Raw genomic sequence first — 21,139 nt, 5'->3', positions numbered from 1 at the left:
CACAGGTCGTGAACGATCTTGCTCGCCCCGTTCGGCGCTTTCTCGCGCTGTACTCCCATCGTCTACTGGAGCGCATCCCCATGAAAATCGGCTTTTTGGGCCTCGGCAATATGGGTCAGGCCGTGGCTGGCAATCTGTTGAAAGGCGGTCATGAACTGCTGGTCTGGAACCGGTCCCCCGAGGCGGCGCAGCCGCTGGTCGAACAAGGCGCCACGGCGGTCACCGACCCTGCCCAGGCGTTCGCCGCCGACGTGGTGTTCAGCATGCTCGCCGACGACAAGGCCTTACGCAGCGTGCTGCTGGATTCCGGCCTGCTCAAGCCACTCAAGGGCCCGCTGATCCACATCAACATGGCGACCATTTCCGTGACCTTCGCCGACGAGCTGGCCGAGCTGCACGCCGCACAGGGCATCGACTACATCGCCGCGCCGGTGATGGGCCGACCTAACATGGCCGCCGCTGCGAAGCTGAATATCATGGCCGCCGGCGCTGCCCAGGCCATCGACAAGGTACAGCCGCTGTTCGACCTGATCGGCAGCAAGACCTGGCGAATGGGCGACAAACCCTCCAGCGCCAACGCCATGAAACTGGCCATGAATTTCATGCTGGTTTCGGCCATCGAGGCGATGAGCGAGGCTGCTGTGCTGGTCACCCGCCACGGTCTGAAATCCGCCGATCTGGTGGAGCTGGCGTCGGGGACGATCTTTCCCGGTCCGGTGTACGCCGGGTATGGCGCGCTGATCGGCGAACGCACCTACGAGCCGGCGGCATTCAAGGCGGTGCTGGGGCTCAAGGACGTGGATCTGGTGTTGGCGGCGGCCAGCCAGGTTTCAGTGGAGATGCCGAGCGCCGAGATGATTCGCGCCCACTTGCAGGACGCCATTGACCACGGTCAGGGCGAGATGGACCTGGCGGTGTTGGCCGAAGTGGCCGAGCGACGCAATCCGCGCTGAGTGCTTTGTCGTTTGCCTTTAATGTGGGGTGCAGACCTCTGCTCATGGCCGGGCGACGTGGAGCCGGTGCAGGGTGATCTTGCGCACTTCCTGCTTGCTGATTTCGATGTGCCGAGTCAGCAACTGCTGGGCCTGCGCGGTCTGGCGGTTGAGCACGGCGTCGAGAATCTGACCGTGCTCGTCGTAGGTGGCCTCAATGCGCGCCGCCTGGGTGAAATCCAGGCGGCGAATGATGCGGATCTTCTCGGTGATCTCCAGGTGCAGGCGTGCCATCTCGGTGTTGCCTGCCGCCTCCAACAGTGCGCAATGGAAACGCTCGTCCAGCGCTGAGACCCGCTGGGTGTCTTCAAGGCGCTCGGAGGGCGCAACGAGCCAGGTGTGTTGCAGCTCGGCGATGACCGGATGCAGTTCCAGATCCAGCGCCTGCAGACGCGCCAGTGCCGCGCATTCCAGCACGATGCGCACATCGTAAAGCTCTTCGAAATAGTTGAAATCGAACGCCCTCACCCGCCAGCCGCTGCGGAAATACACCTCCAGATAGCCTTCGCGCTCCAGCCGATACAGCGCCTGCCGCACCGGCGTGCGGCTTGCCGCCACGCGCTCGGCCACCTCGCCTTCGCTGAAGCGATCTCCCGGCAGCAGACGGAACTCGAAGATGTCGTCCTTGACCTGCTGATAGATGCGCTCGGCCATGTTGTCCGGGCGCTGTTTGGGTGTCTGTGAAGGGATGATGGCCTGGGTGCTCCGTCGGGTGATCTTTGCGCCTGACGCGGCGGCGTTTCGGGGCCGCGTCAGGCGTCAGGTCAGGCCTTTTTCAGGCTGGCGATGTACGCGCGCCAGCCACCGAACGAGGTGATGTCCAGCGCGTCATCAATCGCCCAGGGTTCGCAGATGAAGCCCTTGACGCTGCGGCCGTCCTTCAGCGTCAGGTTGCCGATGCCCAGTGGGGCGGGAATCTCGGCGACAAACTCGCCAAAGCGCGCCAACGGGATGTCCCACAGCTCGACGATGATCGACGCACCGCTTGCGGATTTCACCAGCCCCGGCTTGGGTGGCACGGTGCCGGGCAAGGCGTAGAGCCGGTAATCGCCTGCCGTGAGCGTCTGCTCAACGAGCACGGCATCGCGTGTCGTGAGCTGAACGTTCAGCGGCATGCCGGTCAGGTGTGCGCCCACCACGGCAACGCGGACGCTGCCGCGCGGTGCAGTCGCTGGCGAGAGTGTCGGCGCAGGGAGTGAGCGACCTGTGGCGCCCAGCGGCAAACCGACGCTTTGCTGCCAGCGCTGGCCGAATTGAGCGAGCGCTGTGTCGTGCCAGGCCGGCGCAATCAGCGTGATTCCCGAAGGCAAGCCATCGGCGCGCATACCGGCAGGCAATGCCAGGGCCGAGAGGTCCGCCAGGTTAGTGAAGTTGGTGTAGAAGCCGAACTGCGAGTTGTACAGCACCGGTTCGGCGGCCATTTCCCCCTGGGTGCGCAGGGTCGCGGAAGTGGGCACCACCAGTGCGTCGAAACCGGCCAACGCGTCGTTGATCTGCCGGCTGAGCGTGGCTCGCAGGTACTCGGCGCGGTAGGCGTCACAGGCGCTGTAAGCCAGGCCGCTTTCGACAATGCCCCGCACCACCGGGTTGATGGCGTCGGGGTTGGTTTCCAGCATCGTGGTCAAAGCGACTGTGCGTTCGGCAACCCACGGGCCGTAATACAACTGCTCGGCCAGGGCCTTGAACGGGGCGAAATCGATGCGGGTGATCTCGGCGCCCATGTCGCTCAAGCGATGCAGCGCCTGTTCGAACACAGCTTGATTTTGCGTATCGCCGAAGAACTCCAGGGTGTCCGGCACCGCCAGCTTCATCGCGACGCGAAAACCCACCGGTGCCGTGCCCGGGTTGTGGCGGGAATAGGCGTCGTCGCCATCGAAGCCTTCGGCCAGGCCGGCGACCTTCTGCGCGTCGTCCACGGTCAGCGCGAAGATGGAAACGCAGTCCACCGTCTTGCACGCTGGCACCAGTCCGGTGTTGGGCAAACGGCCCTTGGTCGGTTTCAGGCCGACGATGTTATTGAACCCGGCGGGCACCCGACCCGAGCCGGCGGTGTCGGTGCCCAGAGAAAACGCCACCAGCCCCCGCGCCACCACCGATGCAGACCCGGAGCTGGAGCCGCCGCTGACGTAATCAGGGTTGAAGCTGTTGGGCACGGCGCCGTAGGGCGAGCGGGTGCCGACCAGGCCGGTGGCGAACTGATCCAGGTTGGTCTTGCCCATCAAGATCGCCCCCGCTGCGCGAAGTCGGGCAACCACGGTCGCGTCTTTGCTCGCTGTGTAGGCAAACTCCGGGCACGCCGCCGTCGTCGGCCAGCCGGCTGCGTCGATGTTGTCCTTGATCGCGAACGGCACGCCGTACAACGGCAGTTGAGTGATGTCGCCGTTGACCGCGGCAAGACGCTCAGCGAGGGCATCGAGCTGCTCACCGAGCTGCGCCTGACTGGCCCGGGCGATCCACGCGGTGTCGGTTTCCGGGTAGGCGCTGGAGAGCGAAAGCAGGACTTCAGGCGACAACTGCCCGGTCTGATAGGCATTCAGCCACTCGTTGATTGTCCAGCCGAAATGAGCGTTTGGGAGGTCGTGCATGGGAGGCTTCCATCTTGTATCCAAGTTTGGATTCAACAAAAGCAAAAGCCGGGCCATGGGGGTGGAAGTCCCCTGCTGACGTGGGGTGCGGGTTGTTTTCAGATTATTGGAGCAGCCACCATGCGCTTCAAAGAGGCACTGCGTGCAGGGTTTTGGTGCCTCCCGCCAAACCGCGACCACCCAGTGGGACCGGCTTTAGCCGGGAAGGCGTCGGGTGGCATACCGCGAAAGTGATGGCGAACACACTGGCCTCTTCCCGGCTAAAGCCGGTCCCACAATGAGTGCGCGTTCCTTCAGCCAGACCGGTGCCGCGGAGCGTCAGGGGATGCATTCCCACGCGGAGCGTGAGGAACGATCAACAAAAGTGATGGCGAACACACTGGCCTCTTCCCGGCTAAAGCCGGTCCTACAATGAGTGCGCGTTCCTTCAGCCAGACCGGTGACGCAGAGCGTCAGGGGATGCATTCCCACGCGGAGAGTGAGGAACGATCAACAAAAGTGATGGCGAACACGCTGGCCTCTTCCCGGCTGAAGCCGGTCCCACTAAAAGCAGCGCGTGCCTTCAGTGGGACCGGCTTTAGCCGGGAAGCTGTTGATCTTGATCTTCGTACGCAAAAAGTCCAGACGACACCAATCGCGACTTTGGTGCAGGCTGAACGCAGGTCTCGCGCAGTGGGTCGAGCCGCATGGATGCGGCGAGAGCGCCGTCAGGACATGGATGTCCGTTCGGCGCGGGCCCACGGAGCGAGACCGGAGTGAAGGAACCCTGACGAAGGAAGGGCCCAACCAGGAGCAGGCACTTTTGCTTACTTTTGGTGCTGTTCAAAAGTAAGTCGCCGAAGGCGAAACAGTCTGCCCCCAGGCCGACGCTCTTGATCTTCTCCCAGCCTCACCTCAGACCAGATACTTCTTGAACCAATCCAACGTCCGGCTCCACGCCAATGTCGCGGCAGCGTCGTCATACCGCGGCGTCGAATCGTTATGAAAACCATGGTTGGCGCCCTTATAAATATGCGCCTCATACGTCTTCCCCGCCGCCTTCAATGCCGCCTCATACGCCGGCCAACCATCGGTGATCGGCTTGTCCAGCTCCGCGTAATGCAACAACAACGGCGCCTTGATCCGGCTGACATCTTCAGCCTTGGGTTGACGGCCATAAAACGGCACCGCCGCCGCCAGCTCCGGATAGGCCACAGCGGCGGCATTGGCGACGCCTCCGCCGTAACAAAACCCCGTAATCCCGACCTTGCCAGTTGAAGCGTGATGGGCCATCAACCACTCGATGCCGGCGAAGAAATCGTTCATCAGCTTCTCCGGATCGACCTTCTGCTGCAGCTCGCGACCCTTGTCGTCATTGCCCGGGTAGCCACCGACCGAGGACAAACCGTCAGGCGCCAGAGCGATGAACCCGGCTTTGGCCACACGGCGTGCGACGTCTTCGATGTAGGGATTAAGGCCGCGGTTCTCATGCACCACCATCACCGAGGCGACTTTGCCGTCAGCCTTCGCCGGCCGCACCAGATACCCGCGCACCTGGCCGTGACCTTTGGGCGACGGATAGGTGATGTACTCGGCGATGATGTCCGGGTCGGTGAACTCGACCTGCTCGGCCAAGGCGTAATTGGGGCTCAGCGAGGCAAGAATCGTCGTCGCCGCAAGCCCGCCCACGGCGAACACCGCGGCGCGATCGAGAAACTCGCGGCGGTTGATCTTGCCGTGAACGTAGTAGTCGTAAAGCTCAAGCAATTGCGGGTCGAAGTCTTTGGCGGTGAGACGGGTCATCTGTGCGCATCCTCATCGATATTTCAGCGGCCACAGGCGCGAAAGCGAGCGCCTGAACGTGCCGCGCCGAGCCCTCAGTAAAGCAGTATTTCGCCGGCCTGTACCACCCCGCGCCGCGGCCGGCGTCCGCTTTCAACCGCTCCCTTTCCAACACGCCCATTGTGGGCTAGCCTGAGCGGCGCAGTTGTACGACGACGTACAAAGCATCTTTCGAACGAAAGCCGCTCCTGCATGACGCTCCATCAACAATAAAAAGGGATGCACCCATGACCAGACTCAAACTGACCCTCGGCTTCTTGTGCCTGTTCTCAGGCTTCGTCGCAGCAGCCCCCTCCGCCGATGAGCAAGACGTCGCCAAGGCCGTCGACAAAATGACCCAGGCCATGCTGCACAAAGACATCGCCGCCCTGGGCGCGCTGACGGCCGACAACGTCACCTACGGACACTCCAGCGGCAAGGTGCAGAACAAGGAAGCGTTCATCGCCGACATCGAAACCGGTCGCAGCGGTTTCAATACCCTCGAAATGAAAAACCAGACAATCAACATGAATGGCGACGTCGCCCTGGTGCGCAACCACTTCTCGGCCGAGGCGGTGAACAGTGGCAAGGTCGTGCCGACCGAGATCGAAAACTTTCAGGTCTGGCAGAATCAGAAAGGCCAATGGCTGCTGATCGGGCGCCAGGCGTTCAAGTTCTGACGGACTGATCGCACCGTTCTCGCCGACCGCGCCTGACAAAATCATGGGCCGGTCGGCGACCGCACCCGCTCCCCCCCAAAAAAAGCTACAACGCCTCCAGCTCCTGCAACACCGCCAGCACATACGCGGTCGAGCGTTCGACGCTTCCGGCCCGGTGCGCGATGCCCAACTCCCGCCACAACGCCGGCTGCAACGCACGCATGACAATGCGGCTTTCCGGCGCCGGGGTGGACGCCTCATGGGGCAGCAACGTCGCGCCGTAGCCCGCCCCCACCAGACTCTTGATCGCATCGTTGTAATTGAGCTGAATGCGCGGCGTCGGCTGCGGCCCCTCGCCGGCAAACCACTCTGCCACCTGACGGGACAGACGGGTGGTGGCGTCGTTGAGAATCAGCGGCTGACCGGCGAGCCATGCCGGCGTGATGACCGGCGGACAGTCCCAGCGCGCCGGCAGAAACGCCATCACCGGGTCGCGCCGCCACGGCTGAATCGACAGGCCCTTGACCGGCGCCTGGGGCAGCGCAATCACGCCGATGTCCAGGCTGCCGTCCGCGAGCTTTTGCAAGGTCTGTTGCGACGTCAGCACCGCCACCTGCACGTCGATGCCGGGATGCAACTGCTCCAGGGTTTCCAGCGCGTGGGGCAGCAATTGCGCGATGACGCCGGTTGACGCCCCGAGTCGCACCCTTCCGGCCAGCCCTTTGACCTGACGCTCGACGTCTTCCAGCGCCTGCTCGGCATCGGCCAGCAAGCGCCGCGCGCGCTCGATCAGGGTGTCACCAATGGCCGAAGGCTGAACCCGCCCGCGGGTGCGCGACAGCAACGTTCCGCCCACCCGTTGCTCGAGGTCGGCGATGTGCAGACTGACCGTCGGCGGCGCGAGATTCAGCACCCGCGCCGCTTCGGCAAACGAACCGTGGTCGGCGATGGCCACCAGGGTGCGCAAACGATCCAGACTGATTTCCCGCACTGGCCAATCCTTCCTTCAGAAAAGCTGAAGTGTACCGTCATCAAATTCAACTTTCGCTATCAGCGAGCAGAATCGAAGATGTCGGTCATTGACGACCTCCTGCGGAAACCTAAACCCATGTCACAGCCCATCATCTTCATCGACGGCGACCAAGGCACCACCGGCCTGCAGATTCACCAGCGCCTGCAAGGCCGCACCGACCTGCACGTCGTGACGCTGCCGGCCGAGCATCGCAAAAACCCGGCCAGCCGCGCCGCCGCGATCAACGCCTGCGACATTGCCGTGCTGTGCCTGCCTGACGATGCTGCCCGGGACGCAGCGGCGAGCATCACCAATCCCGACGTGCGGGTTATCGACGCCAGCTCTGCGCACCGCACCCACCCCGACTGGGTCTACGGTTTCGCGCAGATGAGTGAAGCGCAGAAACAACGCATCGCCACCGCCCGCCGCGTCAGCAATCCCGGCTGCTACCCCACCGGGGCGATCGGTTTGTTGCGGCCGTTGCTGGAGGCGGGTCTGCTGCCGCGCGACTACCCGATCAGCATTAACGCGGTGTCGGGCTATTCGGGCAAAGGCCGCGCCGGTGTCGATGAATTCGAAGGGCCGGACGCGGCCCAGGCGATTCCGTTTCAGATTTACGGCCTTAGCCTGGCGCACAAGCACGTCCCGGAAATCCAGCAGTACAGCGGGCTGAGCGAGCGGCCGGTGTTCGTTCCGGCCTATGGCGCGTTTCGTCAGGGCATCGTGCTGACCATCGCGCTGCAAACGCGCTTGCTGCCCCACGCCGTAACCGGCAAGACGCTGCATGCCGCGCTGGCGGAGCATTATCAGGGCAGCGGGTTTGTTGAAGTGATGCCGATGGAGCAATCGCGCGCGCTGACCGGGATCGACCCGCGCCAGCTCAACGGCACGGATAACTTGAGGCTGATGGTGTTTGAAAACGATGGCCACGTGTTGCTGGCCGCCGTGTTCGACAACCTCGGCAAAGGCGCGGCCGGGGCGGCAGTGCAGAATCTGGATTTGATGATTGCGGGTGGCTGACGCGCGTTCGACCCGTTACGCGTTACAGCCATCTCGCGTCGCCACTGCCCAGTGCGCTCGCCGGTAAATCCCAGTGGGTCGGCGTGCCGTCGATCTGCCCGGCGGGTTTGAGGCGCAGCGCCGGTCCCCAGGCGGTGTGCTCGATGTCTTCGGAATAATCGCTCGGATTCAACGGCTGTAGGGCTGAAGGCTGCGCCTCGGTCGGGGCAAACGACATCAGCGATAACGCGGTGCGCGCCAGGGATGCCTGGACTTGAACGCCGTTGCCGGTGATCAGTCGCTGAGTCAACCCGCGCACCGCTGCCGCCGCCATCAAATACCCCGTGGCGTGATCCAGCGCCTGCACCGGCAGCGGCACGGGCCGATCACTGCCCGCTGCGACCTTGCCGGCGTCGGCGATGCCGCAACTCATCTGCACCAGGCTGTCGAAACCCCGTCGCTCGCGCCACGGGCCGGTCCAGCCGTAGGCGTTCAGCGAGACATCCACCAGACCGGGATTGAGCTGGCGGCGGCGTTCAGCACCGAGGCCAAGGCGCGCGAGGGCATCGGCGCGGTAACCGTGAATCATCACGTCTGCTTCGCTGATCAAGCCCTCCAGCACCGCGCGATCGGCAGGGTCGCGCAAATTCAGCCGCGCGCAGCGTTTGCCGAGCACCACTTCGGGCGCGGTGCCCGGCTCGTCCCAGCCAGGGGGATCGATGCGCAAGACCTCGGCGCCGAAGCCGGCAAGAAACCGCGTCGCCACCGGGCCGGCCAGAATGCGCGTGAGGTCGAGCACGCGGATGCCTTGCAAGGGCCGTTCGCGCGGCACACGCCATTCGGGTCGGATGCGGCTTGAAGGATGCGCCCCCTTCCCGGCTGAAGCCGGTCCCCCTGACGCATCAGTGCGATGCAACAGAGGTTCCGCAGCGACGGCGCGACCCTGGGGATGCTCGCGCCAGGCAAGCGCACTGCCCATCGCGGCGGCGCAACCCTGATTGTCGACCACAGCCTGTTCCAGTTCACGGGTCTTCCAACCCAGCACCACCTGACCGACCGCGTCGCGCTCGGCGGCGGTTTTCAGCACGGCGAGAGCGGCCTGACGATGGTGCGGTGCGTTGGTGTGCAAACGAATCCAGCCATCCGCCGCGCGGTAATCCCCCGCCACCGCATCCCACAGCGCCGGCAGCAGCCAGCCTTGGGGTTGGAGCGAGATGCTGAACCAGAACGAGGCCAGCCGCCGATCGACGGTGATCAGAGGCAAGGTGCCGTGGGTCTGATCGATCAGTTCGCCCACCGCCAGGTGCGCGGCAGCGATGGCGGCTGTGGCGAAATCGGTGACCGGGAATGCTGACGGCAGCGCGCCTTCGCCGGTGATCTGAAGATGATCGAGATAGCGAGGCTCGCCGCCAAGGGCCAGCCAGAATTCGCGCAGGAAATGCGTGCAGGCAGTGTCGGAATGGGCAGTGGGCATAAGGCGGCGCTCTCGGAAGTGGTGAGAGCAGCCTAGCAAATGAGTGTGGGAAGGGGCGTGAAGCTGGCGTATCTGCCGCTGGAGATGCGGCGGATGTGATGGCGTCTTCCCGGCTGAAGCCGGTCCTACTAAAAGCACCGCGTGCATCCAGTCAAACTGGCTGTGACCTAAAATGTATGACCGGCTTTAGCCGGGAAAGCGGTGTCTCTGCCAGTGGAGATGCAGCGAATGCACTGGCCTCTCCCGGCTGAAGCCGGTCCCACAAAACCCCGCAGTGTCTGAGACATTCACCCACCCAGCAAAAAATTCCCCGGCCGGCTGCCCTCTCCCGCTTCCAGCACCGGCACTTGCGCGTCGTCTTTCAGGTTCACGCCGGACAATTGCCGGCGCCAGGCCTCACGCATCAGGTACAACAACTTGTGCGCCGCCATGGCGTAGCTCATCCCCTCAAGGCGCACATTGGAAATGCAGTTGCGCGCCGCGTCGTTCAGGCCCACGCGCGGTGCGTAGGTGAAATACAGCCCGAGGCTGTCCGGCGAGCTGAGGCCCGGCCGCTCGCCGATCAGGATCACCACCATGCGCGCCTTGAGCAGCGCGCCAATTTCATCGGCAACGGCGACGCGACCCTGTTCCACCAGCACCACTGGCGCCAGGCTCCAGCCCTCCGCCGCCGCCATCTCGTCAATACGCTCCAGCATCGCCGGGCTGTGACGCTGCACCGCCAGCGCAGACAAGCCGTCTGCGACCACCAGCGCCAGATCAAATCCGTCAGGATGGGCCGCCGCGTACTCCTTCAGTTGCGCAGCCGACGCCTCGGACAAACGCCGCCCCAGATCAGGCCGTTGCAGGTACATATGGCGGTCGGTGGCCGAGCTTTGCAGGGTCAGCGTCTCGCGGGAGCGGCTCGCGAGTTGCTCGGCCAGCGCCCCGTGATCGAACGCCAGGTGCACGGCATCGCGGGCCTGGGCGTGGGCGAACTGGAAATCCAGCTGCGCCGCCGTCGGCAAACTCGTGCCCGCATGCCCGAGGGCGATTCGCGCCGAGGTCAGCGAGCGCAACTGCTGCCAGGCATCCGCGTGTGCGGGTGATTTCTTGTCATCGCTCATGGCTCAGGCCCTTATCTCAACTGCTGATCAAGCGACTAATTCAATTGGGCCAGCGCCTTGCGGAACAGCGGCGGTACGCCCTGCCCCAGCCGCACGCCGCCGTCATCCTGGCGCAGGATGTCCATGCGCGTCAGCCATTCCTCGAACTCCGGCGCCGGGCGCAGGCCGAGGGTCTTGCGGGCATACAAAGCGTCGTGAAACGAGGTGGTCTGGTAATTTAGCATCACGTCGTCAGACCCCGGAATGCCCATGATGAAGTTGATTCCGGCGACGCCGAGCAAGGTCAGCAAAACGTCCATGTCGTCCTGATCGGCTTCGGCGTGGTTGGTGTAGCAGATGTCGCACCCCATGGGCACGCCGAGCAGCTTGCCGCAGAAGTGATCTTCCAGGCCCGCGCGAATGATCTGCTTGCCGTTGTACAGGTATTCCGGGCCGATGAAGCCGACCACGGTGTTGACCAGAAACGGGTTGAAATGCCGCGCGACGGCGTAGGCGCGGGCCTCGCAGGTCTGTTGATCGACGCCGTGGTGAGCGTTGGCCGACAAGGCGCTGCCCTGACCGGTTTCGAAGTACATCAGGTTGTCGCCCAGAGCCCCGCGCTTGAGACTGAGGCCCGCTTCATAGCCTTCACGAAGGATTTCCAGGCTGATGCCAAACCCGCTGTTGGCCGCTTCGGTGCCTGCGATGGACTGGAACACCAGGTCCAGCGGCACCCCTTTTTCGATGGCCGCGACCGAGGACGTGACGTGGGTCAGCACGCAGGACTGGGTGGGAATCTCGTAATGACGGATGACGCCGTCGAGCATCTTCAGCAGCTCGCTGATGGCGCTGACGCTGTCGGTGGCCGGGTTGATACCGATCATGGCGTCGCCGTTGCCATAGAGCAGACCGTCAAGCACGCTGGCGGCGATACCGGCCGGGTCGTCGGTAGGATGATTGGGTTGCAGCCGTGTGGACATGCGCCCACGCAGGCCGACGGTGTTGCGAAAGCGGGTAACGACGCGAATCTTCTGTGACACCAGCACCAGATCCTGCACGCGCATGATCTTCGACACCGCCGCCGCCATTTCCGGCGTCAACCCCGGCGCCAGCTCCTTGAGGCTGGCCTCGGTGGCGTCGTCCCCCAGCAGCCAGTCGCGAAACCCGCCGACCGTAAGATGGCCGACCGGGGCGAAGGCCGCGCGGTCGTGGCTGTCGACGATCAAGCGGGTGACTTCATCCTCTTCGTAGGGAATCAGCGCCTCGGTGAGGAAGCGCTTGAGCGGCACATCGGCCAGGGCCATTTGCGCCGCCGCACGTTCGGCATCGCTGCTGGCGGCGACTTCTGCGAGGAAGTCGCCGGAGCGTGCGGGGCTGGCCTTGGCCATGAGTTCCCGCAGGCTGTCGAAGCGCCAGACCATGCCACCGATGCTGTGGGAAAAGCTCATGCACACCTCTTCATTGGAACTGCGTGATTAACCGGTGACCGTGACCGACGCACTGCGCCCGCGGACCATTTTGCAGAACAGCGCGCCCACGGCCATCAGGCAGATGAATATGGCGCAGATCAGCAGGTTGAACCAGACCATGGCGACGAGGCACACCACCGCCAGCACCAGGGCGATGCCCGGCACGATCGGATAACCCGGCGCACGAAAGCTGCGCTCTAGGTTCGGTTCGCTGCGGCGCAACTTGAACAGGCTGAGCATGCTGATGATGTACATCACGATAGCGCCAAACACCGACATGGTGATCATCGCGGCGGTCAGCGTCATGCCCTGCAGGTTGATCACGCCGTCGCTGAGGATCGCGATGATGCCGATCACACCGCCCGCGAGGATGGCGCGGTGTGGGGTCTGGAAGCGCGACAGCTTCGCCAGGCTCGGTGGCAGAAAGCCCGCCCGCGCCAGGGCGAAAAACTGCCGCGAGTAACCGAGGATGATGCCGTGGAAACTCGCCACCAGACCGAACAGGCCGATCCACACTAGCATGTGCATCCAGTTGGAGTTGCCGCCGACCACGGCCTTCATTGCCTGTGGCAGCGGGTCATTGATGTTCGCCAGGGTGCGCCAGTCGCCGACGCCGCCGGCGAAGATCATCACCCCGATCGCCAGCACCACCAGGGTCAGAATGCCGCCCACGTAAGCACGCGGAATGGTGCGTTTCGGGTCTTTGGCTTCTTCCGCCGCCATGGCTGCGCCTTCGATGGCGAGGAAGAACCAGATGGCAAACGGGATCGCCGCGAACATGCCGCTGATGGCCGGCAGCCCGAAGGTGTCGGACCCGGCCCAGCCGCCCAGCACGAAATTACTGAAGCTGAAGCCCGGGGCGACCACGCCCATGAACACCAGCAGTTCGGCCACCGCCAGAATGGTGACCACCAGTTCGAAGGTCGCTGCGATGCTCACGCCCAGGATGTTCAGGGTCATGAACACGAAATACGCGCCGATGGCCGCGACCCTTGGATCAAGGGCCGGGAATTGCACGTTGAGGTAGGCGCCAATGGCCATGGCGATGGCCGGCGGGGCGAAGACGAATTCGATCAGCGTCGCCAGGCCCGCGATCATCCCGCCGGTCACGCCGAAGGCGCGCAAGCTGTAGGCAAACGGTCCGCCTGCGTTGGGAATCGCGGTGGTCAGCTCGGTGAAACTGAAGATGAAGCAGGTGTACATCACCGCGACCATCAGCGTGGTCACCAGAAAGCCCAGCGTCCCGGCGGTGCCCCAGCCGTAGCTCCAGCCAAAGTATTCGCCGGAAATCACCAGGCCCACGGCCAGCCCCCACAAATGCAGGGTTCCCAACGTTGGTTTGAGTTGTGAAGCAGTCATGAGCGTGTACCCCGGTAGCCAGGCGACGGTATTTGTCTGACGTCGAGCATAGTCACAGCTGGCAGGCCAAGGCTTGACCGTACGGCGCGCGGATTGTCGTCTGCGGTCAAGTTTTTCGGGTATCTGCCGGGGGTGCGCCACCGTGGCGCGTGAAAATGGCCCGGTGCTTTATTGAAGGTCACGCTTTGCCTGTGTTTGCTGACCGGCGTGGCACCAGACTTCCCAAATACCCGGTCGCCGAATGGGTCGCCAGGTAGCACCGATGCCCATGTAGGAGTGAGCTTGCTCGCGATGAGGTCGATACATTCGCCGAGTATGCAGCGGCTGGAATGCAGTCTTCGCGAGCAAGGTGGAGCGCCACCCCGGTCACTCCCACAGGACCGTTGATTCCCCGCCGACAAGGCCTGCGGCTGCAACAAGGTATGACATTTGCTTGCAAGGTCTGCCTACACACCGTCAGAGCCATCATCCCCCATGCTCCAGACCCTCGCCCCCGCCGCCGCATCGAACACGCCCGCCGCCAGCAATCGCGGCGTGCTGTCGGCTGCAGCCAATGGGCTCGATGGTTTTATCGTGCAGCACGGCGGTGATCTGGACCGGGTGTTCGGCCGCTCCGGCATCGACCCCGAGCAGCTGCTGCACCCGACCCTGAGCCTGCCGCTGACCAACTACTGCAAAGTGCTGGAAGAAGCCGCGAGTCAGACCGGCTGCGACAATTTCGGCCTGCGTTACGGGCAGCAATTCCGGCCCCAGGCGCTGGGCCTGCTGGGCTATATCGGCCTGTGCTCGGCGACGCTGGAAGACGCGCTGATCAATTTCTCCGCCGCCTTCCCGTTCCACCAGCACAGCACGCTGATCGAACTGGTCGATCAAGGCGAGTGCTACCGTTTCGATTACCAGGTCCGCCACGGCGCGATCAACGAACGCCGCCAGGACGCCGAGCTGACCATGGGCATGGCGCTGAACCTGGTGCGTCACGTGCTCGGCCCGAACTGGGCACCTCGGCAAGTGGCCTTCGAACACGCCCAACCCGAAGGCTGGCACGAACACCGCGACGTGTTTCACGCTGACGTGTGTTTCAGGCAGGGCTGCAATTCACTGCTGATTCCCAAACACGATGTCGTGGGCAAAGCCATGCCCGGTAGCGACCCGGTCCTGCTGATGCTGATCAAGGACGCGATCCGTCAACTGGGCGATACCGGCAGCGGCACAGGCACCGGCCAAGAAGCAACGCTCCTCGACCGCGCCCGCCAGACCCTCCTCGCCACCCTGCATCTGGGCGAACCGGCGCTGGACGACATCGCCCACACCCTGGGCCTGTCCGAATGGACCCTGCAACGCAAACTGCGCGAACACGGCATCAGCTTTACGCAACTGGTCGACCAGATCCGCCAGGACCTGGCCCTGAATCACCTGAAACAACAGAACCTCAGCATCACCCAACTCGCCTCGCTGCTCGGTTATTCGGAAACCAGCGCGTTCTCGCGGGCGTTCAAAAGATGGTTTGGCGTGAGTCCGAAGCAGTGGCGGGGTGGCGTGACAGCGCACCTTTGACGGTGCTCGACACTGCCCATCCTCTACCGTGAACACGATTCCGTAGGAGCCGGCTTGCTGGCGAAATCATCGTATCGGTCGACTACGATGTCGAATGTGCCGACCTCTTCGCGGGCAAGCGCGCTCCTACAGGTCTTGCGCACGACGTCAGTTGTGAGGCGGGCGGAATCTCCATTGTAGGAGCGCGCTTGCCCGCGAATACGTTTTCCCGGACGGCCCTGCCTGCACTGACGAAACGCGGTTTACTTACGCCCCAAATCCTGCAACCAGTCATTCATGTTCCCCGGCAGCAGCAGTTCGTGCCGGGCGCGGGAGCTAGCGGTGTAGAGCAGGGAACATACGCTGGCCAGTGAATGCGTCGAGCCCTCGCGCGGTGGGCGCATGAGGTCGCGGGAGAGCAGCACCGAGTCGAATTCCTGGTTTTTCACGTCTTCGACTTTCGCCAGTTTGAGGATCGCGGCCGGGTCGTTGCAGAACCGCTGGGTGGTGTCGAGGAAGTCCTGCAGCCGGTTGCCCTGGCCGAGCCACTCGTGCATGGCTTTGAATTCATGGCTGCCGCCCATGGCCGAGGCCAGCGCGTCCCAATAGGCGTAGCGGAAGATCAGCCGGTGTTGCGGGCGCAGGTCTTCGCGATAGAGCAGGTCCAGGCCTTTGACGAACAGCGTGAGGTTTTCAAGGGTGCGCGGCGGCATCTGAAAACGTGCCCCCGCTTCGGTCAGACGCTTGAACCAGGCGAACAGGCCCCATTCGTTGGCGACCAGAATCGTCGTGGGTTTTTCCGGAATCGGCATGACGCCGTGGCCGATGATCCGTGTCGGGTGGGGCGCGCGTCCGACGAAGCCTTCTTTGATGTCGCTGGGGTGCAACTGAATCATCGGGTTGAGCACGTCGGCCATTTGCTTGCCGGCGCGAATCGACTGGGTCATGAAACGCTGGCGAATGAAGCCGCCGTGACGCGGGGTCTTGCCGCTGAGCTGCTGGAATTCGTCGCCCAACGTAATGACCGCCTGGGGACTGCGATCGAGGATCTGCACCATTGGCGCCGTCAGCTCATGGCTTTCATCGATGATGATGTGGCTGTAGTTCTCGGGGATGACTTCGCTGGTCAGCGCCAGAAACTTGATCCGGTGGCTGTTGCGGATCGGCAGACGAATGTGCGGCGCGGACGGCCTGACCGTTTCGCGCCAGAGCAGGCGGCTGTATTCCAGCAGCAGGGCGATGTCCGCCTGACTCGCCGCGTGGCCCAACGACGGCAAGTGCCGCGCCTCAATGTTGGCCAGCGGCGACAGGCTGAAACTGTGCACGGTGCTGCGGCAGACCCGCGCCACATCCCGCGGGTGCAGCTTGCCCACGGCTTGCAGGTTCAGCCACTGCGCCACTTGCCGGTCATCGACCAGCGAGCTGGCGCCGGAACGCTGAAGGTCGGTATTGCGCCAGCCCCGAGCGGTCAAGTCGCGGTTGAGCAGCAGGTTGGCCATGTGGCCGAAGGTGCAGGCGTTGATCCGTGCGTCGGGGTTGGCCTGACGCACCCGCGCCTGAAGCGCGGCCACTTGACCCGGAAAGGTCGCCATGAGCAAGGTCTTTTCCGGGACCAGCACCTCGAAGAACTTTGCCAGCAGGTACGTCTTGCCCACGCCGGCGTAGGCCTGCAGGTGGAACGACTCTTCGTTGCAGACCTTGAACTCGTCGAAGATCCGGCTCTGCTGATCACTCAGGTGCAGGACGTCGCCGGACGGCATCACCACCTCGCGGGTCAGGGGTTCCAGTTTGGCGCGATGACGCAGTCCAAAGCCGAAGTCCCACCGCCCTTCCCCGTCGAGGTAATCCTGCTGCTCGACGTCCGCGTCTTCGAGCAGACTGACGCCGGCGACTTCAAGCACCGAGAGCCCTGCGGCCAGGTGGTCGACGGTGAACCTGCCGCGCACCAGATCGGCAAAACGACCGCCCGCTTCTTCAACGGAAGCGGCCGCGCGCAGCACATCATCGAGCATACGTTCGAGCTGTTCGACGGCGGTGTTTTGCGCGACCAGCGCGTTGAGATTGAGCAGCAGCATCAGCGCAGCGAGTTGCGCCCTGCCCGCCTCACTCAAAAAATCGTCCAGCGATTCGCCCGCGGCCAGGCCTTTGCACACCTCTTCGGTCAGGGGCAGAAACAGCGACGGCGGTGGCGCGAAAGCAGCGGGTGATCTCATTGCGGGCGTAGGGTCCTGTTCGGCGCGTAGGCGCGGGCAGTCAAAAAGGAGCACAGCTTACTCCTGCCGCCCGATCACCGCCCACTTGCATGTCGCCGTCACCTGCCCGTCTTAGTTGTCCTGCGGGCAATTCTGGGCAACGGTCTCGTAATTCAGGGTCCGTTGCTGACCCTGGGAATCGAGGTAGCGCAGGTGGGCATTGACCACGCCACAGGTCGGGCTCGCGTCGACTTCGGTGGACAGCGCCTTGGCGATGTCCAGGTGATCGCCGTACATATAAGTGTGAGCTTGAGCAACGGGTTGGGCTTGGGCTGTCAGAGCGCCGAGGCTCAGGGCGGCAAACAGGGTGGCGATGCTGAGGTTCTTCCAGTTCATGGTGTTCTCCGGTATTCAAAGGGTCGTTCGGTTGGGGTTCGAGAAGGTGTGTGTCCGTCGTCTCGATGGGTCCCATTGAACGCCCCGCAGGTATCTCGCTTGTGTCGCGAACCGCCGGAAAATCATCCTGACGTGTCAGAGCCCGCCGCAGATACACAGCGATACATTCGCATCGAAAAACCCGCTATTTGCATGCGCATGTATGCCCGGCAGCGCCAGATACACTGGAATACAAAGCCCGGCAGGCAAGTCACGCGCGACTGGTTAAGATGCGCCACACACATGAATACGGGAACTGCGGCAATGGAGCACGTCGATCACATTCTGATTGTCGATGACGATCGCGAGATCCGAGAGCTGGTGGGCAACTACCTGAAGAAGAACGGCCTGCGCACCACCGTGGTGGCGGACGGCAGGCAGATGCGTTCGTTTCTGGAATCGACGCCTGTGGACCTGATCGTGCTCGACATCATGATGCCGGGCGACGACGGCCTGCTGCTGTGCCGCGAACTGCGCACCGGCAAGCACAAGACCACGCCCGTGCTCATGCTCACCGCCCGCAGCGACGAAACCGATCGCATCATCGGTCTGGAGATGGGCGCCGACGATTATCTGGTGAAACCCTTCGCCGCCCGGGAACTGCTGGCGCGGATCAATGCCGTGCTGCGCCGTACCCGCATGCTGCCGCCGAACCTGATCGTCAGCGAAGCCGGGCGTTTGCTGGCCTTCGGCAAATGGAAGCTGGACACCACTGCCCGCCATTTGCTCGACGCCCAAGGCACAGTGGTCACCCTCAGCGGCGCGGAATACCGCCTGCTTCGCACCTTCCTCGATCACCCGCAACGGGTCTTGAGCCGCGATCAGCTGCTGAACCTGACCCAGGGCCGTGACGCCGATCTGTTCGACCGTTCCATCGATTTGCTCGTCAGCCGCCTGCGCCAGCGCCTGGCCGACGACGCCCGCGACCCGGCCTACATCAAGACCGTGCGCAACGAGGGTTACGTGTTCACTTACGCCGTGGAAATTCTCGGGGAAAGCCCATGAAGCTGAGCTTCGGATGGCCGCGCACCCTGGCGTCACGGCTCTCGCTGATTTTTCTGATCAGCCTGGTGCTGGCCCACGGGCTGTCGTTCGGCCTGCAATTCTATGAGCGCTACCAGAGCGCCATGACGCTGATGCTGGGTAATCTGGAACGGGACTTGAGTAACGCCGTGGCCGTTCTGGAACGCTTGCCAGCCGACGAGCGTCAAGCCTGGCTGCCGCGCTTTGAGAGCGCCAATTGTCGTTACATCCTGGGTGCCGGAGAGACCGGCGCGCCGATGAACATGAGCAACGCGCCGATGTCAGTGCATTCCATGCAGCGCAGCCTTGGCCGTGATTACGCGCTGACCTTCACGGACATCCCAGACACCCGACTGCACTATCAGGCGCACCTGACGTTGAAAGACGGGAGCCCGCTGACGATTGACATGCACCCGCGGGTCACCCCGCTCTCACCCTGGCTGCCGTTGTTGTTGATCGGCCAACTCGTGCTGCTGTTTGTCTGCACCTGGCTGGCCGTACGCACGGCCATTCGCCCGCTGACGCGACTGTCCCACGCCGTCGACAACCTCGACCCGAATGGCGAAGGCATTCGCCTGGATGAAAGCGGCCCGACCGAAGTGGCCTTCGCCGCCGTGGCGTTCAACACCATGCAGCAACGGATTTCAACCTACGTGAAAGAGCGCATGCAACTGCTGGCGGCGATCTCCCACGACCTGCAAACCCCGATCACCCGCATGAAGCTACGCGCCGAGTTCATGGACGATGGCGTCGAGAAGGACAAGTTGTGGAGCGACCTGAGCGAGATGCAGCACCTGGTCCAGGAAGGCGTGGCCTACGCGCGCAGCATGGACACCTCGACCGAGACCGCGCGGCGTGTGGACATGGATTCATTCCTCGACAGCCTGGTGTTCGACTATCAGGACGTCGGCCGCGACGTGCAATTGAACGGCAAGACCGGCGCCGTCATCGACACCCGCCCCCACGCCCTGCGCCGGGTGCTGGTGAACCTGACCGATAACGCGTTGAAGTTCGGTGGAGCGGCGGAGATTAAAGTGATCGCCCACGCCTACCATAGCCTGTCGCTGCACGTGCTGGACCGCGGGCCGGGGATTGCCGAAGGGGAATTATCCGAGGTCATCAAACCCTTCTACCGCGTCGAAAGCTCACGCAACCGCGACACCGGAGGCACCGGGCTCGGCTTGGCGATCGCGCAGCAATTGACGATTGCACTGGGCGGCACGTTGAGCCTGACCAACCGCGAAGGGGGTGGGTTGTGTGCGCATTTGAAGCTGCCTGCGCGGATAACAACGGCGGCAGTGAAGATCACCGATTTGTAGGAGCGGGCTTGCTGGCGAACGGGTTTCGTCAGTCGACGCCTTCGGTTCTGACCTACCGCATTCGCCAGCAAGCCGGCTCCTACAGTGGATCTCGGCAGCGATCAGGATCTTCGGCGCACCGAAATCCGTTGGCGTGTGATCGTCCCCACGCTCCGCGTCACTTCTCCAGGCTTGAGTGCGCAGCGCCTGCGGGACGCAGGGCGTGAGGCGATCGGGATCAGGGATGCGCATTATGACCGTCTGACTATTTGTCGAACGATACAACCGTGATTTTTCCATTATCAGGGTTCACGGAATAACTCACTCCATTCCAGTTGCCCGCAATAAGATCGTGGTTCTGGCCTATGTTGATATTCACATACGGCTTGTCTTCTTGAGTTCCATGGGGGCTTTCTTCTATCTGCCAGAGAACTTCGCCCTCATGGCTAATCCCATAGACATTCCTGTTGAAAATGACACCGGCTGGAGGTTCGGCGCGAACGACAATCAAATCATGATAAGTAAGTGCCTCTTCTACAGGATGCGGTAGATCGAATGTTCGGTCGCCGATGGTGAGTTTTCCGTGGACTATCAAAAATGCAATGTTATTCATTGGCCAAGCCTTATCGTGTTTTTAAACGCGGAGGTGGGCAGTCGTTGAAGCAGCTCTCACTGCGTGGCGTTTCCTGTCCCACCAAACACTGGATTTAGTCCCCGGCAAAAGTATTCACTTATGGCTGCCAAGCCGAGAGCCGTCAGGATTAGGTTGCCCACCTGCAAGCCAATGCTCCCACCGATCATGGCTCCAGGCGCCGCGCCTGCACCAAACGCCATCGACCCTGCGATGCCGCCTGCAAGGGTCCCGACCGCGACGCTCCCACCCACTATCATTACGACTTCTCGAATTAACTGCATCAAGACCGGAAAAATCTTTTCGATTTCGATCGATGCCCACTTTCGCGTCAGGTCAGCATGAACAATCGGGTAAGACATGGCCACTGCGAGCCGTAAAGAGTCAATGTGGCTGCCGCCCGCGTAGCCGTAAGCCGTCGTAGCGGCACTGCCGATACGACGAGTGAATCCGTCCCAGCTATCGTTTGCGCTTTGCAAACCATGATCGATGCTCTGATTTATCTCGTTGAATCTATGATCGAGGTTTCGCTCCACGTCATCCCAACTTGGAACGTTTTTTAAAAGATCCATTTATTACCTCAGTCCTTCGCA

Annotated in this window: 17 protein-coding genes and 1 pseudogene; 6 read left to right on the top strand and 12 right to left on the bottom strand. The window is 62.9% G+C overall.

Annotated elements, in window-relative coordinates:
- Nucleotides 1–80: 80 nt before the first annotated feature.
- A complete protein-coding gene (locus ACYAR8_RS15430; RefSeq protein WP_108119607.1) occupies nt 81–953 on the top strand; it encodes an NAD(P)-dependent oxidoreductase in 873 nt (290 codons plus the stop codon).
- A gap of 42 nt (nt 954–995) precedes the next feature.
- On the opposite strand, the gene ACYAR8_RS15425 is transcribed toward ACYAR8_RS15430, so the two are convergent.
- From ACYAR8_RS15425 to yghX, 3 genes are all read right to left on the bottom strand, one after another.
- Nucleotides 996–1,646, bottom strand: a complete 651-nt coding sequence (locus tag ACYAR8_RS15425) for a GntR family transcriptional regulator (protein ID WP_463580347.1) — start codon at nt 1,644–1,646, stop codon at nt 996–998.
- A 110-nt stretch (nt 1,647–1,756) separates the two neighbouring features.
- Entirely contained in the window at nt 1,757–3,577 is a 1,821-nt protein-coding gene (gene atzF, locus ACYAR8_RS15420) for an allophanate hydrolase (RefSeq protein WP_463580346.1), read from the bottom strand.
- A gap of 894 nt (nt 3,578–4,471) precedes the next feature.
- On the bottom strand, nt 4,472–5,359 hold the full coding sequence (yghX, locus tag ACYAR8_RS15415) for a YghX family hydrolase (protein WP_463580345.1): 888 nt from the start codon (nt 5,357–5,359) through the stop codon (nt 4,472–4,474).
- A gap of 266 nt (nt 5,360–5,625) precedes the next feature.
- Here yghX and ACYAR8_RS15410 point away from each other — a divergent pair, with 266 nt between their 5' ends.
- Complete coding sequence (locus ACYAR8_RS15410; protein ID WP_463580344.1) at nt 5,626–6,057, top strand: nuclear transport factor 2 family protein; 432 nt, start codon at nt 5,626–5,628, stop codon at nt 6,055–6,057.
- Nucleotides 6,058–6,142: 85 nt separating this feature from the next.
- Here ACYAR8_RS15410 and ACYAR8_RS15405 read toward each other — a convergent pair whose 3' ends face one another.
- Nucleotides 6,143–7,027: a LysR family transcriptional regulator gene (locus tag ACYAR8_RS15405; RefSeq protein ID WP_463580343.1), complete on the bottom strand. Its 885-nt coding sequence runs from the start codon at nt 7,025–7,027 to the stop codon at nt 6,143–6,145.
- 117 nt (nt 7,028–7,144) lie between these two features.
- Between ACYAR8_RS15405 and argC the strand changes: the two genes are divergently transcribed.
- Complete coding sequence (argC, locus tag ACYAR8_RS15400) at nt 7,145–8,068, top strand: N-acetyl-gamma-glutamyl-phosphate reductase (protein ID WP_463580342.1); 924 nt, start codon at nt 7,145–7,147, stop codon at nt 8,066–8,068.
- Between the two features lie 22 nt (nt 8,069–8,090).
- Here the strand turns inward: argC and ACYAR8_RS15395 are convergent, their stop codons facing one another.
- From ACYAR8_RS15395 to eat, 4 genes are all read right to left on the bottom strand, one after another.
- Nucleotides 8,091–9,521 carry a CoA transferase gene (locus ACYAR8_RS15395; RefSeq protein ID WP_463580341.1) on the bottom strand — a complete coding sequence of 477 codons (1,431 nt, stop codon included), beginning with the start codon at nt 9,519–9,521 and terminating at the stop codon, nt 8,091–8,093.
- A gap of 287 nt (nt 9,522–9,808) precedes the next feature.
- The gene (gene eutC / locus ACYAR8_RS15390) at nt 9,809–10,627 is read right to left on the bottom strand and encodes an ethanolamine ammonia-lyase subunit EutC (protein WP_463580340.1); all 819 of its coding nucleotides are present in this window, start codon (nt 10,625–10,627) and stop codon (nt 9,809–9,811) included.
- A gap of 35 nt (nt 10,628–10,662) precedes the next feature.
- Nucleotides 10,663–12,054 carry an ethanolamine ammonia-lyase subunit EutB gene (locus ACYAR8_RS15385; RefSeq protein ID WP_463580339.1) on the bottom strand — a complete coding sequence of 464 codons (1,392 nt, stop codon included), beginning with the start codon at nt 12,052–12,054 and terminating at the stop codon, nt 10,663–10,665.
- A 27-nt stretch (nt 12,055–12,081) separates the two neighbouring features.
- Nucleotides 12,082–13,434: an ethanolamine permease gene (gene eat / locus ACYAR8_RS15380; RefSeq protein WP_463580338.1), complete on the bottom strand. Its 1,353-nt coding sequence runs from the start codon at nt 13,432–13,434 to the stop codon at nt 12,082–12,084.
- 474 nt (nt 13,435–13,908) lie between these two features.
- Here eat and qhpR point away from each other — a divergent pair, with 474 nt between their 5' ends.
- Nucleotides 13,909–14,988, top strand: coding sequence for an AraC-like transcriptional regulator QhpR (gene qhpR, locus ACYAR8_RS15375; protein WP_463580337.1), 1,080 nt, complete (start codon nt 13,909–13,911; stop codon nt 14,986–14,988).
- A gap of 242 nt (nt 14,989–15,230) precedes the next feature.
- Here qhpR and ACYAR8_RS15370 read toward each other — a convergent pair whose 3' ends face one another.
- Nucleotides 15,231–17,180, bottom strand: a complete 1,950-nt coding sequence (locus ACYAR8_RS15370) for an AAA family ATPase (protein WP_463580336.1) — start codon at nt 17,178–17,180, stop codon at nt 15,231–15,233.
- Nucleotides 17,181–17,291: 111 nt separating this feature from the next.
- Complete coding sequence (locus ACYAR8_RS15365; RefSeq protein ID WP_108119598.1) at nt 17,292–17,555, bottom strand: DUF2790 domain-containing protein; 264 nt, start codon at nt 17,553–17,555, stop codon at nt 17,292–17,294.
- Nucleotides 17,556–17,858: 303 nt separating this feature from the next.
- Between ACYAR8_RS15365 and ACYAR8_RS15360 the strand changes: the two genes are divergently transcribed.
- Entirely contained in the window at nt 17,859–18,599 is a 741-nt protein-coding gene (locus tag ACYAR8_RS15360) for a response regulator (RefSeq protein ID WP_463580356.1), read from the top strand.
- Complete coding sequence (locus tag ACYAR8_RS15355) at nt 18,596–19,936, top strand: ATP-binding protein (protein WP_463580335.1); 1,341 nt, start codon at nt 18,596–18,598, stop codon at nt 19,934–19,936. Before ACYAR8_RS15360 ends, ACYAR8_RS15355 begins: the two co-directional genes overlap by 4 nt.
- Before the next feature lie 244 nt (nt 19,937–20,180).
- Here the strand turns inward: ACYAR8_RS15355 and ACYAR8_RS15350 are convergent, their stop codons facing one another.
- Nucleotides 20,181–20,528, bottom strand: coding sequence for a hypothetical protein (locus ACYAR8_RS15350; protein WP_463580334.1), 348 nt, complete (start codon nt 20,526–20,528; stop codon nt 20,181–20,183).
- A 95-nt stretch (nt 20,529–20,623) separates the two neighbouring features.
- A pseudogene (locus tag ACYAR8_RS15345) lies at nt 20,624–21,118 on the bottom strand (DUF6861 domain-containing protein); the annotation flags it as partial.
- Between the last annotated feature and the right edge of the window lie 21 nt (nt 21,119–21,139).

It is taken from the genome of Pseudomonas sp. HP_01 (assembly GCF_055284355.1).
The sequence above is the reverse complement of the archived record's forward strand: the minus strand, read 5'-3'. Positions and strand labels throughout refer to the sequence as shown.

Excerpts from the sequence above, each read along its gene's own strand:
- ACYAR8_RS15385 (WP_463580339.1), bottom strand. The coding sequence starts at position 12,054 with ATGAGCTTTTCCCACAGCATCGGTGGCATGGTCTGGCGCTTCGACAGC.
- ACYAR8_RS15395 (WP_463580341.1), bottom strand. The coding sequence starts at position 9,521 with ATGCCCACTGCCCATTCCGACACTGCCTGCACGCATTTCCTGCGCGAA.
- atzF (WP_463580346.1), bottom strand. The coding sequence starts at position 3,577 with ATGCACGACCTCCCAAACGCTCATTTCGGCTGGACAATCAACGAGTGG.
- ACYAR8_RS15410 (WP_463580344.1), top strand. The coding sequence starts at position 5,626 with ATGACCAGACTCAAACTGACCCTCGGCTTCTTGTGCCTGTTCTCAGGC.
- ACYAR8_RS15370 (WP_463580336.1), bottom strand. The coding sequence starts at position 17,180 with ATGAGATCACCCGCTGCTTTCGCGCCACCGCCGTCGCTGTTTCTGCCC.
- ACYAR8_RS15425 (WP_463580347.1), bottom strand. The coding sequence starts at position 1,646 with ATGGCCGAGCGCATCTATCAGCAGGTCAAGGACGACATCTTCGAGTTC.
- ACYAR8_RS15365 (WP_108119598.1), bottom strand. The coding sequence starts at position 17,555 with ATGAACTGGAAGAACCTCAGCATCGCCACCCTGTTTGCCGCCCTGAGC.
- ACYAR8_RS15360 (WP_463580356.1), top strand. The coding sequence starts at position 17,859 with ATGGAGCACGTCGATCACATTCTGATTGTCGATGACGATCGCGAGATC.
- ACYAR8_RS15430 (WP_108119607.1), top strand. The coding sequence starts at position 81 with ATGAAAATCGGCTTTTTGGGCCTCGGCAATATGGGTCAGGCCGTGGCT.
- eutC (WP_463580340.1), bottom strand. The coding sequence starts at position 10,627 with ATGAGCGATGACAAGAAATCACCCGCACACGCGGATGCCTGGCAGCAG.
- argC (WP_463580342.1), top strand. The coding sequence starts at position 7,145 with ATGTCACAGCCCATCATCTTCATCGACGGCGACCAAGGCACCACCGGC.
- eat (WP_463580338.1), bottom strand. The coding sequence starts at position 13,434 with ATGACTGCTTCACAACTCAAACCAACGTTGGGAACCCTGCATTTGTGG.
- ACYAR8_RS15355 (WP_463580335.1), top strand. The coding sequence starts at position 18,596 with ATGAAGCTGAGCTTCGGATGGCCGCGCACCCTGGCGTCACGGCTCTCG.
- qhpR (WP_463580337.1), top strand. The coding sequence starts at position 13,909 with ATGCTCCAGACCCTCGCCCCCGCCGCCGCATCGAACACGCCCGCCGCC.
- ACYAR8_RS15350 (WP_463580334.1), bottom strand. The coding sequence starts at position 20,528 with ATGAATAACATTGCATTTTTGATAGTCCACGGAAAACTCACCATCGGC.
- yghX (WP_463580345.1), bottom strand. The coding sequence starts at position 5,359 with ATGACCCGTCTCACCGCCAAAGACTTCGACCCGCAATTGCTTGAGCTT.